The sequence below is a fragment of the Streptomyces sp. NPDC005485 genome (genome assembly GCF_040606085.1).
Taxonomy (GTDB): Bacteria; Actinomycetota; Actinomycetes; order Streptomycetales; family Streptomycetaceae; genus Streptomyces.
This window is the reverse complement of sequence record NZ_JBEXDZ010000088.1, coordinates 21,461-36,967: the sequence shown is the minus strand read 5'-3', so window position 1 is coordinate 36,967 and position 15,507 is coordinate 21,461. Positions and strand designations below refer to the sequence as shown.

Sequence of the window (15,507 nt, the reverse complement as noted above, 5' to 3'; positions counted from 1 at the left end):
TTGTACTTGTCGGCTTCCTTGTTCGCCGTGGTCACCCACGAATCAGCCGACGTCAGACGGGACTTGGCCGACGACAGATCCGCCCGCGCCTCCCGCCCCTTCGCGAGGGCCTTGTCGGCCAGGGACTGGGCGCGCTCCAGCTTGGGCCAGTAATCGGTCAGCGCATCGCCGGCCAGCTCGTAGGACTTCTTCAGCTTCTGCAGCTGCTTGGGCACATCCGAGAACTCGTCCTGGAACGCCTCGGCCGACTTCCCCGCCCACTTCAGGACCGCGTCCTCACCCGCCATCGACTTCACCGAGCGCAGCGCATCCGACACGTCATCCGCGAAGTCATGCAACGTCTTCGCCAGATGACGCACCCGATCCGGATCACCCGGCGTCGGATCCTTGTCCAGGTCCAGAACGTGCCAGTCCCCCGGCCGATTCCCTGCCATGTCCATCCCCCGTAACGGCCACACCAGCACCAGTGCCAACAGCAACACCAATAGTCGTACGCAGGTGCGAAGTTACTTGGTGTGGGAGTGAGGGGAAAGGTCGCGCGAGTAAGCCGTACACAGGTGCGCACTTCGAGAGGGGATGGTGCACTTGGGGCGTCGGCGGGGGAGGGGGCTATGACAATTGATGCGTTTCTCGTTGGTTCCGACTTGCTTCGGGTGCCCTACGGGCACGTCCCCGTCATCCGTGAAGTGCGGGTTCGGTCGGTCAACTTGAACTGGCGGGGGCCCACCCTGACCCTGCGCGTCGATCTGGCCTCCTTTCCTGACGCCGAGGTGGCGCCGCAGGAGTGGGTCGACGCGGGGATGGACACCGTGCAGTGTCAGCTGGAGTTCCTGGCGGTGGAGGATCTCGCCCTGGCCCGGTGGTCGCCTCCGGTTGTCGCCGTGGTGGAGGCGGTTCCCTGGGGTGAGCGGCGGCGTATGAGGGTGCGGGTCGGTGGTGAGGGGCTGGATCTGGAGTTCAGCAGCAGTGACTCGGTGGTCGTCCGTCATGTGAGTGCCTTCAAGGGGCGGGAGGACGGGGCGGACGGTGGGCGGCATCTCTTCGTGAGCAGGGTTGATGCCCGACGGCATACCTCCCTTCCCGGGACCGACGAGAAGACCTACTTCGCATGAGCGTGTTCGACGGGCTGCAACTCCTCGTGGCCGCCGGGGATTTGGCTGGGCTGTGCGAGCTGTACGACGGGGACCCTCCGTCGCTGGACTCCTGCTCCCTCTTCTACGTGCACCTCGACGAACGCGGCGACTCGGTCACCCTGGGGTTCGAGACCGAGCGGCTGCCGTCCAAGCCTCCTTCGGAGTGGCGGCAGAAGCCCTTCAACATGTTTGAGTTCCACCTCGTCCTTGTCGGCGTGGAGGCTTTGCGTGTTCACGGGTGGGGGCTCGCTCAGGCAAAGGAGGTCGGGCTCGTTCGTCGGGACGGCGGGCGGGTCGATGTCACCTTGGGCGGGGCAGAGGACGGCATCCGGTTCCGGGCCTCCTCGGTGTCGCTGGGGCGGACGCGCGTCTACCTCGCCGCACGCGGCTCGGAGTGACTGTGCGGCGGCTGTGTGTCCGCCCGTCCCGGTGGCAAGGGTTCGTCAAGGCCCGGTCAAGTCGGTCGGCGCTCGGTTTTGCCGGGGCGCGCCCGCGTGACACGGTGGGCAAGTTGCGTACGTGAAGGTTGAAGCCAGTTCGGCGCGTGGGGAGTTGGAGCGGTGAGCAAGCGGCAGGTGCAGAAGATGCTGCAGTTGATGGCGGCGGGGGAGCCTGTTGAGCTCGCCACTCCCATGTCTTCCGTGAAGAAGCTGGCCCGGCTCGCCTTCGTCGCCCAGCAGTTCGGGTACGAGTACGCGGACGCACGGCAGGGAGGGCGCAACGGGTCGGTGAAGATGCTCGTTCTGCCCGATCACAGCCCGCAGGCCCAGGCGCGTGCCGCGCAGAACTGGGCGCAGTATCCGCAGGCACGGGACGGGGTCTCGCTGCCGCCTGTCGTTCCCGACGCGCTGGAGCTGCTCAAGGCCCGGATCAACTTCGATCTCACCGGCAAGAACGCCGAGAAGAGGATGGGGTACGGCGTCGTCGGTGTCAGCATCGGGTCCGTGGTGCTCGCCTATCGCCTCGGCGGGGAGTCCGCCGACTTCGTCGGTGCCGGCATCTTCTGGGCGATCATGATGGTCGTCCTCGGGATCGGGTTCGTCGTCACGCGCAAGCGGAACGCCAAGTTCGCGGCGCGCCTGCACGCCGCCGGGTTCACGCCCGTGACGGAGCAGGACGGCCGGGTGCGGTATCTGCCGCCGGGCGCGGGCACGGGAGCGTACGCCCACCAGCCCTACCAGCCCCACCCGCAGCAGCCCCACCAACAGCACGCCCCCGGCCCCTACGGCCAGCAGCCGCCCCCGTACGCCGCCGGACAGAACCCGCACGGACAGCAGGCCCCCGCCCCCGCTCCCTACGGGCAGCCTGCTCAGCCCTCCGCCTCCGCCCCCTACAGCCAGCAGCCGACACCCACCCCTTACGGGCAGCAGTCAGCCCCCGGCGCCCCCTACGGCCAGCAGCCCCCCACCGGCCCCTACGCGCAGCCCGCCCAGCCCGCCCACCCCGCCCAGCCCTACGCCCCCGCCCCCTACGGCCAGCAGCCCCCCACCGGCCCCTACGGGCAGCCCCCTCAGCAGTAGCCCCTCCCGGCACTCGTCGACGTCCTCACCGAAGCCCCCCGCTCCGAGTGAGAGCAACGTTCCCTTCCAGTCACTCGTAGCCACAGGCCGGAAACGCGTCCTCCCTACCTTCGGATTCAGTCACTCGTCGTACGACAGCGAGCACCGGAGAACCGTGGAGGCGTCATGACAGCCCCGAGTACAGCCCCCGCATCGAGCAGGGGAGGCCGCTGGATCGAGCACTGGGATCCGGAGGACGAGGCCTTCTGGCAGGAGACCGGCGAGAAGGTCGCCCGGCGCAATCTGCTCTTCTCCGTGCTGTCCGAGCACATCGGGTTCTCGGTCTGGACCCTGTGGTCCGTGCTCGTGCTCTTCATGGGGCCCGAGTACGGGCTCACCCCGGCCGACAAGTTCATGCTGACGTCCATGGTGACGCTGGTCGGGGCCGTCGTACGGGTGCCGTACACCTTCGCCGTAGCGATCTTCGGCGGGCGGAACTGGACGATCGTCTCGGCGAGCCTGCTGCTCATCCCGACGATCGCCGCGTTCACCGTGATGAAGCCGGGGACGTCGTTCAACACGTTCCTGCTCATCGGGCTGCTGGCCGGAATCGGCGGTGGCAACTTCGCCTCCTCCATGACGAACATCAACGCCTTCTTCCCGCTGCGGAAGAAGGGATGGGCCCTCGGGCTCAACGCCGGCGGCGGCAACATCGGCGTGCCGGTCATCCAGCTCGTGGCGCTCGCGATCATCGGCGCGAGCGGCGGGCCGCGCGTGCTGCTGGGGATCTACATCCCGCTCATCCTCGTCGCCGCCGTTCTCGCCGCCGTGTTCATGGACAACATCGCGAACGTGAAGAACGACACCGGTGCCGCCGTGGACGCCGCGAAGGACGCGCACACCTGGATCATGGCCTTCCTCTACGTCGGCACGTTCGGGTCGTTCATCGGCTACAGCTTCGCCTTCGGGCAGGTGCTGACCAACCAGTTCGGGCGTACGCCGCTGCAGGCCGCGTACCTCACCTTCATCGGCCCGCTGCTCGGCTCGCTGATCCGGCCCGTCGGCGGCTGGCTCGCCGACCGCTACGGCGGCGCGAAGATCACGCTGTGGAACTTCGTCGGCATGGCCGCGGCGACCGCCGTCCTCGTCGTCGCCTCCATGCAGAAGTCGCTGCCGCTGTTCGTCAGCGTGTTCGTGGTGCTCTTCGTACTCAGCGGGCTCGGCAACGGCTCGACGTACAAGATGATCCCCGGCATCTTCCAGGCCAAGGCCGTCGCCAAGGGGCTGGCGGGCGAAGAGGCCGCGTCCTACGGGCGCAGGCTCTCCGGTGCCTCGATGGGGCTCATCGGCGCGGTGGGCGCGCTCGGCGGCGTAGGGATCAACCTCGCCTTCCGGCAGTCCTTCCTCTCCTACCACTCCGGCACCGGCGCCTTCGTCACCTTCCTCGCCTTCTACGCCGCCTGCTTCGCGGTCACCTGGGCCGTATACCTTCGCCGCCCGGCCGCAGTGACACCGGCCACAGCTGCCGCATCCGAGGCGAAGCCGCAGCTCAGCTACGCCGAGGTGTGACGTAACACCGACGACATAAAGCGGAACCGAGCCTGTCATGGAGCATTGACAGGCTCGGTTCAGCCATAACTGGCCGGCCGTGCGGGAGCGGCCGCCACCGTACGACTCGACTAGCGCGAGACGAGAGCCATGTACGACGAACAGCAGCGCCCGGACCGGACGCCGGACACCGGCTCGGACCGCACGCCGGACACCGCCGCCTCGGACCGCGGCCCGGACCCCGGTCCGGCCCACGGCCCCCTCGCGGGATTCACCATCGGAGTCACGGCCGCCCGGCGCGCCGACGAGCTCGGGGCGCTGCTCCAGCGGCGCGGGGCCTCCGTCCTGCACGCCCCCGCCCTGCGGATCGTGCCCCTCGCCGACGACAGCGAACTCCTCGCCGCCACCAAGGAAGTCATCGATCAGGCGCCGGACGTCGTGGTCGCCACCACCGCCATCGGCTTCCGGGGCTGGGTCGAGGCCGCCGACGGCTGGGGGCTCGGCGAGTCCCTGCTGGCCCGGATGCGCGGTGTCGAGCTGCTCGCCCGCGGCCCCAAGGTCAAGGGCGCGATACGGGCCGCCGGACTGACCGAGGAGTGGTCGCCGTCCTCCGAGTCCATGGCCGAGGTGCTCGACCGGCTGCTGGAGGAGGGCGTCGAGGGGCGCCGTATCGCCGTACAGCTGCACGGTGAACCGCTGCCAGGCTTCGTCGAGTCGCTGCGGGTCGCCGGAGCGGAGGTCGTCGGGGTGCCGGTGTACCGGTGGCTGCCGCCGGAGGACCTCGGCCCCGTGGACCGGCTGCTCGAGGCGGCCGTCACCCGCGGCGTGGACGCGCTCACCTTCACCAGCGCACCCGCCGCCGCGTCTCTGCTCTCCCGTGCCGAGGACCGCGGCCTGCTGCCCGAACTGCTCGCCGCCCTGCGCCACGACGTGCTGCCCGCCTGTGTCGGCCCGGTCACCGCGCTGCCGCTGCAGGCCCACGGCGTGGACACCGTCTCGCCCGACCGCTTCCGCCTCGGCCCCCTCGTCCAACTGCTGTGCCAGGAACTCCCGGGCCGCGCACGTACGCTGCCGATCGCCGGCCACCGGGTCGAGATCCGCGGCCACGCTGTGCTGGTCGACGGGGCGCTGCGGCCCGTACCGCCCGCCGGAATGTCGCTGCTGCGTGCCCTGGCCCGGCAGCCCGGCTGGGTGGTGGCCCGCGCCGAACTGCTGCGCGCGCTGCCCGGAGCCGGGCGGGACGAGCACGCCGTCGAGACGGCGATGGCCCGGCTGCGTACGGCCCTCGGGGCGCCCAAGCTCATCCAGACGGTGGTCAAGCGCGGCTACCGGCTCGCGCTCGACCCGGCGGCCGACTCCAAGTACTCCGACGCCTGACGCCTGCCGGACCGTCCGTACCGCCCGTGCAGCACGAGCGCCCGGGCCAGGCAGGCCAGCGCGAGCGTCGACAGCAGTGCCCGTACGACGTTCCACGCGACCCACGGGTCCTCGAACCGCTCGCGCACGGCGGCCGGGTCGGCGATCTTCGCCGGGTCGCCTGCGTTCGCGAGGTCGTTGTTGAGCGGGATGTTCACGACGACCGTGAAGAGGAACGCCAGCGTGTACGCCGCCAGTGCGGCCCACACCCAGCGGCGGTACGGGGAGCCGCGCAACTGCCAGGCGGAGACGGCCGTGAGGAGCAGCGCGCCCATGAAGCTGAGGAAGAACACCGGGTTCTGGATCACGTCGTTGATGTTCTGCATGACCTCGATGTAGACGCGGTCGTCGCTGCGGGCCAGCGACGGCATGATGTCGCAGGCGAAGATGTAGAAGACCCCGGCGATCAGGCCCATGGCGATCGCGGCCGCGCCCAGGACGGCCGTGGTGGCCGTACGGCGGCCTTCGCCGTTCTCGGTACTGCGCCTCGTCGCTGTGCTGCTGTTGGCTGTCATGAGGATCAGTCAACCGGCGCCGCGCTGGAGGTGACATGGCCCGGACGCGCGGCCGCATAAGCGGACGTCCAGGGCGGGCGCGGCACCTCCCCGGCCGCGGGTCTTCCGGCCGCGCGTGCAGCGGGGCACTGTAGCGGGTACGGGACTCGCAGAACGTCACCCAGCACGCCTCGCAGAACGTCTCCAGGAACCCTTCCTCTCCCTTCAGCGATCACCTCACGGATCACCTCACCGATCACCTCACCGATCCCCTCACTTCACCGACCCCTCATGGCGGCAACCCCAAGGCGGTGACAGGCACATGGCATTGGGCACAGCCACGGCCACGGCCTCGTACGAACTGCGGTTCGACTCCGGGCGGATCTGCCTGGACCTCGTGGCGACCACCCATCCCGAGGAACGGCTCGACTCCGCCGCGCGGCTGCGGAACTGGATCACCGGCTCCGGGCTCGTGCCCGCGGGGACGCCGCTCACGGCGGTCGACGCGGCCTGGCTCGCCTCCTTCCGTGAACTGCGCGGCCACGTGTCGCAGTTGGTGCGCGGAGAACTGGACGGTCAGCCCGCCGACGCGGCACTGGCCCGGGTCAACGCCGTGGCGCTGGGCACGCCGCCCGCCCCCTGGGCCGTACGCGCAGACGACGGTTCGCTGCGGCGTCGGCTGCACGCGCCGCCCGGCTGCCCGGAGTTGCTCGCCGTGGTGGCCCGGGACGCGGTCGACCTCCTCACCGACCCGGTGGCGTGCGCCAGCCTGCGCCAGTGCGAGGGGGACCACTGCCCGATCGTCTATCTCGACACCTCGCGCGGGCGGCGGCGCCGCTGGTGCTCCAGCGAGGTCTGCGGGAACCGGGAACGGGTCGCCCGGCACCGACGCAGGGCGGCTCTCGCGCGCGCGTGAGCCGTCGGGCATGATCAGCCGAGCCCGGTCCGTGCACCCGCAGGTCGGTCCACCCGCTCATGATCAGCTCTATGTGATCTTCCGATCACGTGCCGCGACCGGACCACCCTGTTCCCAGATTTCCCAAGAAATATGTGCGCACACTTTGAACACACCATCGACCGCACGCGTACCCGGGTATGAGCGACCGACTGGGGGAACCCCCGGACACCGGAGGTAGGCGTGCGCAAGGATTCCGCCGTGGCTGATGAAAGCAGGCCAAGGGCCCGACATCGCATGTCCCAGCAACCCTCGTCCCCTGAACCGGACGAAGAGCTGATGCGTGCGCTGTATCGGGAGCATGCGGGTCCCCTCCTCGCCTATGTCCTCAGGCTGGTCGCCGGCGACCGGCAGCGTGCGGAGGACGTCGTGCAGGAGACGCTCATCCGTGCCTGGAAGAACGCCGGTCAGCTCAATCGAGCGACCGGTTCGGTACGCCCCTGGCTGGTGACGGTTGCCCGGCGCATCGTCATTGACGGCCACCGCAGCCGGCAGGCCCGGCCGCAGGAGGTGGACCCGTCACCGCTCGAGGTCATCCCTGCGGAGGACGAGATCGACAAGGCGTTGTGGCTGATGACTCTGTCGGACGCGCTGGACGACCTGACCCCTGCTCACAGGGAAGTACTGGTCGAAACGTACTTCAAAGGACGTACCGTGAATGAGGCGGCCGAGACCCTGGGTATACCCAGTGGCACGGTGCGCTCACGGGTTTTCTACGCCCTGCGGTCCATGAAGCTGGCGCTGGAGGAGCGGGGGGTGACGGCATGAACACGTACGGGGGATACGGAACGGGTGGTCCAGGATCCATGCAGGGATCACAGGCACAGCAGGGCCCGGGTGACATCCATGAGACGGTCGGCGCCTACGCGCTCGGCATTCTCGACGACGCCGAGGCAACCGCTTTCGAGGCACACCTCGCCACGTGCGAGTGGTGCGCCCAGCAGCTCGACGAGCTCGCCGGGATGGAACCCATGCTGGCTGCCCTCGCGGACCTCCCCGCCGCCCAGGGCACCCCGGCCATCGGCGAGTCCCTGGCCGCCCGGCCGAGTCCACAGCTTGCCGAACGGCTGGTGGACGAGGTCTCCATGCGGCGCGCCCACAAGCGCCGGCGCGGAATGTACCTGGTGGCGGCCGCGGCCGCGCTGATCATCGGCGGCCCGCTCACCGTGATGGCGGTGAATGGCGGCGACAGCAGCTCCACGATGCCGCCGCAGGCGCACGCCACCAGCCCGGCCAAGGCCGCGTTCGAGGTCATGACCGACAAGGTGGCCGCCACGGACAAGAGCACCGGCGTATCCGCCGTGGTCGCCGTGGAGAAGAAGGACTGGGGTACCCACGCCGTTCTGCAGCTGAAGAACGTCAAGGGCCCCGAGAGGTGCTCCCTGATCGCCGTGGGCAAGAACGGCGAGCGCGAGACGGTGACCTCCTGGGCCGTCCCGAACTGGGGCTACGGCATTGCCAACGCCAAGTCCGAGGAGGCGAAGCTGCCGCTCTACGTGCACGGCGGCGCGGCCTTCTCGCCCAACCAGATCGACCATTTCGAGGTCATGACGTTCGGCGGCAAGCGCCTCGTCGAGGTCCAGGCGAAGGCGTAGCGAGAGGGAACAGGGCAACCGCCCCGGGTCGGCGCGCGAGCGACCCGGGGCGGACGCGTAGCCTGCACGGCCCCCTTTCGCGTACGGTTGACGGCTGCCATGCACGTCAGAAGGGGGCCCGGTGGCCGCTCAGGTTCAGCAGGAAACCGCGGTCGGTCCGGTCGGTGAGTCCTCAGCTCAGGACTCCGTACGAAAGTCCGCCCAGGACTCGGTACGCGACCGGGAGATCAGTGTCGAACAGGAACACCTGGACCGGGTGTACCGGCGTCTTGAGGAGAAGATCCACGAGGCGGAGTTCCTCATGAACGACGCCGCCCAGCGCGGTCAGGTCGGTACGCCCGGTGCGCTCGCCGAACGGGACGCCCAGGTGTTCCGGGCGGGCGTCCACCTCAACCGCCTCAACAACGAGTTCGAGGACTTCCTCTTCGGCCGGATCGACCTGCTCCTGGGCAGGGACGGCAAGAAGGGCCCGGACGGGGCGTACACGGCGGTGGAGCCGGCCGAGGGCGCGGTGCGCCCGGACAGCACGGCGGACGTCGCGGAGACGCTCCACATCGGCCGTATCGGCGTCCTCGACACGGACTACTCCCCGCTCGTCATCGACTGGCGGGCGCCCGCGGCGGCGCCGTTCTACCGGTCGACGCCGGTCGACCCGGGCCGTGTGGTGCGCCGCCGGGTCATCCGCTCCAAGGGGCGCAAGGTCCTCGGTGTCGAGGACGACCTGATGCGTCCGGAGCTGAAAGCTTCCCTCGACGGACACGAGCTCGCTGTCGTCGGCGACGGCGCCCTGATGGCCGCCCTCGGCCAGGCCCGCAGCCACACCATGCGGGACATCGTGGCGTCGATCCAGGCCGAGCAGGACCTGGTGATCCGCGCGCCCGCCGCGTCCGTGACGTACGTGGAGGGCGGCCCGGGCACCGGCAAGACGGCGGTCGCCCTGCACCGCGCCGCCTACCTCCTCTACCAGGACCGCCGCCGGTACGCGGGCGGCATCCTCATCGTCTCGCCCACGCCGCTGCTGGTGGCGTACACGGAGGGCGTCCTGCCGTCCCTCGGCGAGGAGGGCCAGGTAGCCATCCGCGCCATCGGCTCGCTCGTCGACGGCGCGGAGGCCACGCTGTACGACTCCCCGGCCGTGGCCCGCGCCAAGGGCTCGTACCGGATGCTGAAGGTGCTGCGGAAGGCGGCGCGGGGCGCGCTGGAGGCGCCCGTTCCCGTACGGCAGCAACAGCAGCTCGCGTTCGGTGAGGACGAGGAGGACGGCCGTGAGCCGGGGGCTCCCGCAGGCACCCCCTCCCGTCTCCGTGTCGTCGCCTTCGGCCGCCGTCTGGAGCTGGAGGCCGCCGAGCTGGACCGCGTCCGGCACAACGCGCTCAGCGGGACCGCGCCGGTCAACCTGCTGCGCCCGCGCGCCCGCAAGCTGCTGCTCGACGCGCTCTGGTCGCAGTCCGGGGCGGGCAGCCGGCACAGCGACCCGGAGCTGGCCGCCGAGCTGCGCTCGTCGTTCGACGAGGACGTCGCCTCCGAGGACAGCTTCATCGCCTTCCTGGACGCCTGGTGGCCGGAGCTGACCCCGCGCGGTGTGCTGGCCGCGATGGCCGACGAACGGCGCCTGGGGCGGTGGGCACGGCGGATCCTCAACCCCGGCGAGGTGCGGCGGGTGGCGCGCTCCCTCAAGCGCGACGGGCTCTCCGTGCACGACGTGGCGATGCTCGACGAGCTGCAGGCCGTCCTCGGCAGCCCGGTCCGGCCGAAGAAGCGGCGCGAGTTCGACCCGCTCGACCAGCTCACCGGCCTGGAGGAGCTGATGCCGACGCGCGAGGAGACGCAGCGCGAGCGCGCCGAGCGCCTGGCGCAGGAGCGCACCGAGTACGCGCACGTCATCGTCGACGAGGCGCAGGACCTCACGCCCATGCAGTGGCGGATGGTCGGGCGCCGGGGCCGGCACGCCACCTGGACGGTCGTCGGCGACCCCGCCCAGTCCTCCTGGTCCGACCCGGACGAGGCGGCGGAGGCCCGCGACGAGGCACTGGGCAGCCGCCCGCGCCGCCGCTTCACGCTCACCGTCAACTACCGCAACCCGGCCGAGATCGCCGAGCTCGCCGCGAAGGTCCTGGCCCTCGCCATGCCGGGCTCCACGTCCCCGTCCGCCGTGCGGTCCACGGGCGTCGAGCCCCGTTTCGTGGCCACGAACAGCGGGAACGGCGCCGTCGTACGCGACTCGCTGGCCCAGTCCGTGCGCGCCGAGGCGGCCCGGCTGCTGGACCGCGTCGACGGCACCGTCGGCGTCGTCGTCGCGATGAACCGGCGGGAGGAGGCCGCGCGCTGGCTCGCCGGGCTCGGGGAGCGCGTGGTGGCGCTCGGCAGCCTGGAGGCGAAGGGACTGGAGTACGACGCCACGGTCGTCGTCTCGCCCGCGGAGATCGCCGACGAGTCGCCCGCGGGGCTGCGCGTCCTGTACGTCGCGCTGACCCGCGCGACGCAGCAGCTCACGGTCGTCTCGGCGGACCGGGACGCGCCGGACGGGAACGGGGTGCCGGATCTGCTGCGGGACTGACCGGGTGAGCGCCCCGTGGGACCGACCGGGTGGTCGCTGAAATGAACTTCCGGTACGGGAATGGCCTTACGGGATCTGTTTGTTAGCCTGGGTGTGGCACCGGCTCGATCCAAGCCCCCGGGCCCAACCTTCGTCGCTACGAGCGACCACTTGCCGCGAGGCGAGCATGGCGGGTCGGTGCCACTGAACGACAAGAGGTCCACGTCACCACGTGACGTGGACCTCTTTGTTGTCTTCTGGACTACTCGCATGTTCCCGTTGTGCTCTCGTATGGTGGAATCTGTTTTCCGAAAGTGAAACCGGGTCGCGACCAAAACGTTCGCAATCCGGGGCGGCTACCGCGTACTGCGCGGTAGGTGCGACGATCGGACGGCATACCCGCGACACGAGCAGTACCCGGTGAAAGCAGAGGAAGTCGGCCATGGCAACGGCGCCCAGCGTCTCCTACTCGATGACGGTCCGGCTGGAGGTGCCCGCGAGCGGAACCGCGGTCTCCCAGCTCACCGGAGCCGTCGAGTCCCACGGAGGCTCGGTGACCGGTCTCGACGTGACCGCATCCGGCCACGAGAAGCTCCGCATCGACGTCACCATCGCGGCGACCTCCACGTCGCACGCCGACGAGATCGTCGAGCAACTGCGTCACATCGAGGGCGTGACGCTCGGCAAGGTCTCCGACCGTACGTTCCTGATGCACCTCGGCGGCAAGATCGAGATGGCGTCGAAGCACCCCATCCGCAACCGTGACGACCTCTCGATGATCTACACCCCGGGCGTGGCCCGCGTGTGCATGGCGATCGCCGAGAACCCCGAGGACGCCCGACGCCTCACCATCAAGCGCAACTCCGTTGCGGTCGTGACCGACGGCTCGGCCGTACTCGGCCTCGGCAACATCGGTCCGAAGGCTGCCCTGCCGGTCATGGAGGGCAAGGCGGCCCTCTTCAAGCGGTTCGCCGGGATCGACGCCTGGCCGCTGTGCCTGGACACCCAGGACACCGACGAGATCGTGGCGATCGTCAAGGCGATCGCGCCGGGCTTCGCCGGCATCAACCTGGAGGACATCTCCGCGCCGCGCTGCTTCGAGATCGAGGCCCGGCTGCGCGAGGCCCTGGACATCCCCGTCTTCCACGACGACCAGCACGGCACCGCGATCGTCGTCCTCGCCGCCCTCACGAACGCCCTGCGCGTCGCGGGCAAGGCCATCGGCGACATCCGCGTCGTCATGTCCGGCGCGGGCGCGGCCGGTACGGCCATCCTGAAGCTGCTGATCGCCGCGGGCGTCAAGAACGCGGTCGTCGCCGACATCCACGGCGTCGTGCACGCGGACCGCTCGGACCTCGTCGACGCGGCCCCCGACTCGGCGCTGCGCTGGATCGCCGACAACACCAACCCCGAGGGCCTCACGGGCACGCTGAAGGAGGCCGTGCGCGGCGCGGACGTCTTCATCGGCGTCTCCGCCCCGAACGTGCTGGACGGCGACGACGTGGCCGCCATGGCCGAAGGCGCCATCGTGTTCGCGCTCGCGAACCCCGACCCCGAGGTCGACCCGGCGATCGCCCGTCAGACGGCGGCGGTCGTGGCCACCGGCCGCTCGGACTTCCCCAACCAGATCAACAACGTCCTGGTCTTCCCGGGCGTCTTCCGCGGCCTCCTGGACGCCCAGTCCCGCACGGTCAACACGGAGATGATGCTGGCCGCCGCGACCGCCCTCGCGGACGTGGTGACCGAGGACGAGCTCAACCCGAACTACATCATCCCCAGCGTCTTCAACGACAAGGTCGCGGGCGCGGTCGCCGGAGCGGTGCGCAACGCCGCGAAGGCGGCGGGCGTGACCGAGGCGGGCAGCGCGACCGCCTGAACCGTCTCAACTGCCTGATCCGAGCGGGCGTAAGGCCTGTGACGGTTGCCACGACCGCCGGGACACGGCGCGTCGCGTGACACTGGGCTCCTGGCCGCCCCCTAAGGTGGCGGCCAGGCTCAGGCCTCCAGGCCCTGCGGCCCGGTGCCGGGAGCGCACGGAGCGTCACCACACTGAGGCAGTGGCGCTTTTCGTGTGACTCCCAAGGGTGTTCGTGTGACTCCCAGGGGTGCCGGATTGGCTTTCCCGCCGCAGGTGGGGGCAGGATGCGTCTTCGGGCGCGAGGGTCTGGCTACGGACCCGGGTCCGGGGACCGACCGAGGACCCTGGCAACATCGGCTTCGCCGCATCCGACATGCGGCTCCGCCGCGTGGCACGCCTCAACGGCAAGAAGAACACGGGAGTAACGACATGAACCGCAGTGAGCTGGTGGCCGCGCTGGCCGACCGTGCCGAGGTGACTCGCAAGGACGCCGACGCCGTTCTGGCCGCTTTCGCCGAGACCGTCGGCGAGATCGTCGCCAAGGGCGACGAGAAGGTCACCATCCCCGGCTTCCTGACCTTCGAGCGCACCCACCGTGCCGCTCGCACCGCGCGCAACCCGCAGACCGGCGACCCGATCCAGATCCCGGCCGGCTACAGCGTGAAGGTCTCCGCGGGCAGCAAGCTCAAGGAAGCCGCCAAGGGCAAGTAAGTCCGTTCGTGCGCCTCGGGACGGGCGCACACGGCACGCAGTAACGCCAATGGGGCGGCCCCTTCACCAGGGGCCGCCCCATCGTCGTACGTACGACCGTGACTACTGCGATGACTAGCCGAGCGCCTTGCCCGGCAGCTCGACCTTCGCGCCCAGCTCCACAAGCTTCTCCATGCTGTGTCTATCCGGGGGATGACCCCCGGACCCCCAGCCGAGACCGGCGCTGCTCCGGGCCGGAGCGGTGAGTCTCGGTTAGCCGAGCGCCTTGCCCGGCAGCTCCACCTTCGCGCCCAGCTCCACAAGCTTCTCCATGAAGTTCTCGTAGCCGCGGTTGATCAGGTCGATGCCGTGCACGCGGGAGGTGCCCTGGGCCGCGAGGGCCGCGATCAGGTACGAGAAGCCGCCGCGGAGGTCGGGGATGACCAGGTCGGCGCCCTGCAGGCGGGTCGGGCCCGAGACGACCGCGGAGTGCAGGAAGTTGCGCTGGCCGAAGCGGCAGTTCGAGCCGCCGAGGCACTCGCGGTAGAGCTGGATGTGTGCGCCCATCTGGTTGAGCGCGGAGGTGAAGCCGAGGCGGGACTCGTAGACCGTCTCGTGGATGATCGAGAGGCCCGTCGCCTGGGTGAGCGCGACCACCAGGGGCTGCTGCCAGTCGGTCTGGAAACCGGGGTGGACGTCCGTCTCCAGCGCGATCGACTTGAGCTGGCCGCCCGGGTGCCAGAAGCGGATGCCCTCGTCGTCGATCGCGAAGGCGCCGCCGACCTTCCGGTAGGTGTTCAGGAACGTCATCATCGAGCGCTGCTGGGCGCCGCGGACGTAGATGTCGCCTTCGGTCGCCAGCGCCGCGGAAGCCCAGGAGGCGGCCTCCAGGCGGTCCGGGAGGGCCGCGTGGGTGTAGCCGCCGAGGGAGTCGACCCCGGTGATGCGGATGGTGCGGTCGGTGTCCATCGCGATGATCGCGCCCATTTTCTGCAGGACGCAGATCAGGTCCTCGATCTCCGGCTCGACCGCCGCGTTGGCGAGCTCGGTGACGCCCTCCGCGAGGACGGCCGTCAACAGCACCTGCTCGGTGGCGCCCACGGACGGGTACGGCAGCTTGATCTTCGTGCCGCGCAGCCGCTGCGGGGCCTCCAGGTACTGGCCGTCCGCCCGCTTCTCGATCGTCGCGCCGAACTGCCGCAGCACCTCGAAGTGGAAGTCGATCGGCCGGCCGCCGATGTCGCAGCCGCCCAGGCCCGGGATGAACGCGTGCCCGAGGCGGTGCAGCAGCGGACCGCAGAGGAGGATCGGGATACGGCTCGACCCCGCGTGGGCATCGATGTCGGCGACGTTCGCGCTCTCCACGTGCGACGGGTCCATCACCAGCTCGCCCGGCTCCTCGCCCGGACGGACCGTCACACCATGCAGCTGCAGCAGCCCGCGTACGACACGGACGTCGCGGATGTCGGGAACATTGCGCAGCCGGCTCGGCTCGCTGCCCAGCAGGGCGGCGACCATGGCCTTCGGTACGAGGTTCTTCGCACCGCGGACCCGGATCTCGCCCTCGAGCGGGGTTCCGCCGTGGACAAGCAGTACATCGTCTGAGCCGTTGACGGTCATGTATCTCGCGTTCCGATGAGTTGGGCAGGTGGCGTCGGCGGTCCAGTGGTACAGGAGCCGAAGCAGCAAGGGTAATGGCCGCCCACCCCCCTTCTGTAAGCCCAGGGACGGCCCAGCTACGTCATAGCTTTGCCACAACACGAACCGTTCCTAATCGGGCACA

The 15,507-nt window shown here is 70.0% G+C and carries 14 protein-coding genes; 11 read left to right on the top strand and 3 right to left on the bottom strand.

Going from position 1 to position 15,507, the window contains the following annotated elements; translation table 11 throughout:
* On the bottom strand, nt 1-434 hold a 434-nt coding region (locus tag ABZS97_RS26625; RefSeq protein ID WP_356141282.1), incomplete at its 3' end, for a WXG100 family type VII secretion target.
* A gap of 177 nt (nt 435-611) precedes the next feature.
* Between ABZS97_RS26625 and ABZS97_RS26620 the strand changes: the two genes are divergently transcribed.
* From ABZS97_RS26620 to ABZS97_RS26600, 5 genes are all read left to right on the top strand, one after another.
* Nucleotides 612-1,112 carry an Imm50 family immunity protein gene (locus ABZS97_RS26620; protein ID WP_356141276.1) on the top strand — a complete coding sequence of 167 codons (501 nt, stop codon included), beginning with the start codon at nt 612-614 and terminating at the stop codon, nt 1,110-1,112.
* Nucleotides 1,109-1,531, top strand: coding sequence for an Imm50 family immunity protein (locus ABZS97_RS26615; protein WP_356141274.1), 423 nt, complete (start codon nt 1,109-1,111; stop codon nt 1,529-1,531). The genes ABZS97_RS26620 and ABZS97_RS26615 overlap by 4 nt, the downstream gene beginning before the upstream one ends.
* Before the next feature lie 162 nt (nt 1,532-1,693).
* Nucleotides 1,694-2,653: a hypothetical protein gene (locus ABZS97_RS26610; protein ID WP_356141272.1), complete on the top strand. Its 960-nt coding sequence runs from the start codon at nt 1,694-1,696 to the stop codon at nt 2,651-2,653.
* A gap of 165 nt (nt 2,654-2,818) precedes the next feature.
* Nucleotides 2,819-4,201 (top strand): nitrate/nitrite transporter, encoded by a 1,383-nt coding sequence (locus ABZS97_RS26605; RefSeq protein ID WP_356141270.1) that lies wholly within the window; start codon nt 2,819-2,821, stop codon nt 4,199-4,201.
* Between the two features lie 129 nt (nt 4,202-4,330).
* Entirely contained in the window at nt 4,331-5,557 is a 1,227-nt protein-coding gene (locus ABZS97_RS26600) for a uroporphyrinogen-III synthase (protein WP_356141268.1), read from the top strand.
* On the opposite strand, the gene ABZS97_RS26595 is transcribed toward ABZS97_RS26600, so the two are convergent.
* Complete coding sequence (locus tag ABZS97_RS26595; protein WP_356141280.1) at nt 5,506-6,012, bottom strand: anthrone oxygenase family protein; 507 nt, start codon at nt 6,010-6,012, stop codon at nt 5,506-5,508. The genes ABZS97_RS26600 and ABZS97_RS26595 overlap by 52 nt on opposite strands.
* A 400-nt stretch (nt 6,013-6,412) precedes the next feature.
* Here ABZS97_RS26595 and ABZS97_RS26590 point away from each other — a divergent pair, with 400 nt between their 5' ends.
* From ABZS97_RS26590 to ABZS97_RS26565, 6 genes are all read left to right on the top strand, one after another.
* Nucleotides 6,413-7,006, top strand: a complete 594-nt coding sequence (locus ABZS97_RS26590) for a CGNR zinc finger domain-containing protein (protein WP_356141266.1) — start codon at nt 6,413-6,415, stop codon at nt 7,004-7,006.
* A gap of 276 nt (nt 7,007-7,282) precedes the next feature.
* Nucleotides 7,283-7,813, top strand: a complete 531-nt coding sequence (locus tag ABZS97_RS26585; protein ID WP_356141264.1) for a sigma-70 family RNA polymerase sigma factor — start codon at nt 7,283-7,285, stop codon at nt 7,811-7,813.
* 38 nt (nt 7,814-7,851) lie between these two features.
* Entirely contained in the window at nt 7,852-8,640 is a 789-nt protein-coding gene (locus ABZS97_RS26580; RefSeq protein WP_356141262.1) for a zf-HC2 domain-containing protein, read from the top strand.
* A 121-nt stretch (nt 8,641-8,761) separates the two neighbouring features.
* Complete coding sequence (locus ABZS97_RS26575; protein WP_356141260.1) at nt 8,762-11,197, top strand: UvrD-helicase domain-containing protein; 2,436 nt, start codon at nt 8,762-8,764, stop codon at nt 11,195-11,197.
* A 421-nt stretch (nt 11,198-11,618) separates the two neighbouring features.
* Nucleotides 11,619-13,052: an NAD-dependent malic enzyme gene (locus ABZS97_RS26570; protein ID WP_356141258.1), complete on the top strand. Its 1,434-nt coding sequence runs from the start codon at nt 11,619-11,621 to the stop codon at nt 13,050-13,052.
* Nucleotides 13,053-13,463: 411 nt separating this feature from the next.
* Entirely contained in the window at nt 13,464-13,745 is a 282-nt protein-coding gene (locus ABZS97_RS26565) for an HU family DNA-binding protein (RefSeq protein WP_007382399.1), read from the top strand.
* Between the two features lie 252 nt (nt 13,746-13,997).
* Here ABZS97_RS26565 and murA read toward each other — a convergent pair whose 3' ends face one another.
* Nucleotides 13,998-15,344: a UDP-N-acetylglucosamine 1-carboxyvinyltransferase gene (gene murA, locus ABZS97_RS26560; RefSeq protein ID WP_356141256.1), complete on the bottom strand. Its 1,347-nt coding sequence runs from the start codon at nt 15,342-15,344 to the stop codon at nt 13,998-14,000.
* Between the last annotated feature and the right edge of the window lie 163 nt (nt 15,345-15,507).

Excerpts from the sequence above, each read along its gene's own strand:
- ABZS97_RS26620 (WP_356141276.1), top strand. The coding sequence starts at position 612 with ATGACAATTGATGCGTTTCTCGTTGGTTCCGACTTGCTTCGGGTGCCC.
- ABZS97_RS26615 (WP_356141274.1), top strand. The coding sequence starts at position 1,109 with ATGAGCGTGTTCGACGGGCTGCAACTCCTCGTGGCCGCCGGGGATTTG.
- ABZS97_RS26605 (WP_356141270.1), top strand. The coding sequence starts at position 2,819 with ATGACAGCCCCGAGTACAGCCCCCGCATCGAGCAGGGGAGGCCGCTGG.
- ABZS97_RS26600 (WP_356141268.1), top strand. The coding sequence starts at position 4,331 with ATGTACGACGAACAGCAGCGCCCGGACCGGACGCCGGACACCGGCTCG.
- ABZS97_RS26595 (WP_356141280.1), bottom strand. The coding sequence starts at position 6,012 with ATGGGCCTGATCGCCGGGGTCTTCTACATCTTCGCCTGCGACATCATG.
- ABZS97_RS26590 (WP_356141266.1), top strand. The coding sequence starts at position 6,413 with ATGGCATTGGGCACAGCCACGGCCACGGCCTCGTACGAACTGCGGTTC.
- ABZS97_RS26585 (WP_356141264.1), top strand. The coding sequence starts at position 7,283 with ATGTCCCAGCAACCCTCGTCCCCTGAACCGGACGAAGAGCTGATGCGT.
- ABZS97_RS26580 (WP_356141262.1), top strand. The coding sequence starts at position 7,852 with ATGCAGGGATCACAGGCACAGCAGGGCCCGGGTGACATCCATGAGACG.
- ABZS97_RS26570 (WP_356141258.1), top strand. The coding sequence starts at position 11,619 with ATGGCAACGGCGCCCAGCGTCTCCTACTCGATGACGGTCCGGCTGGAG.
- ABZS97_RS26565 (WP_007382399.1), top strand. The coding sequence starts at position 13,464 with ATGAACCGCAGTGAGCTGGTGGCCGCGCTGGCCGACCGTGCCGAGGTG.
- murA (WP_356141256.1), bottom strand. The coding sequence starts at position 15,344 with ATGACCGTCAACGGCTCAGACGATGTACTGCTTGTCCACGGCGGAACC.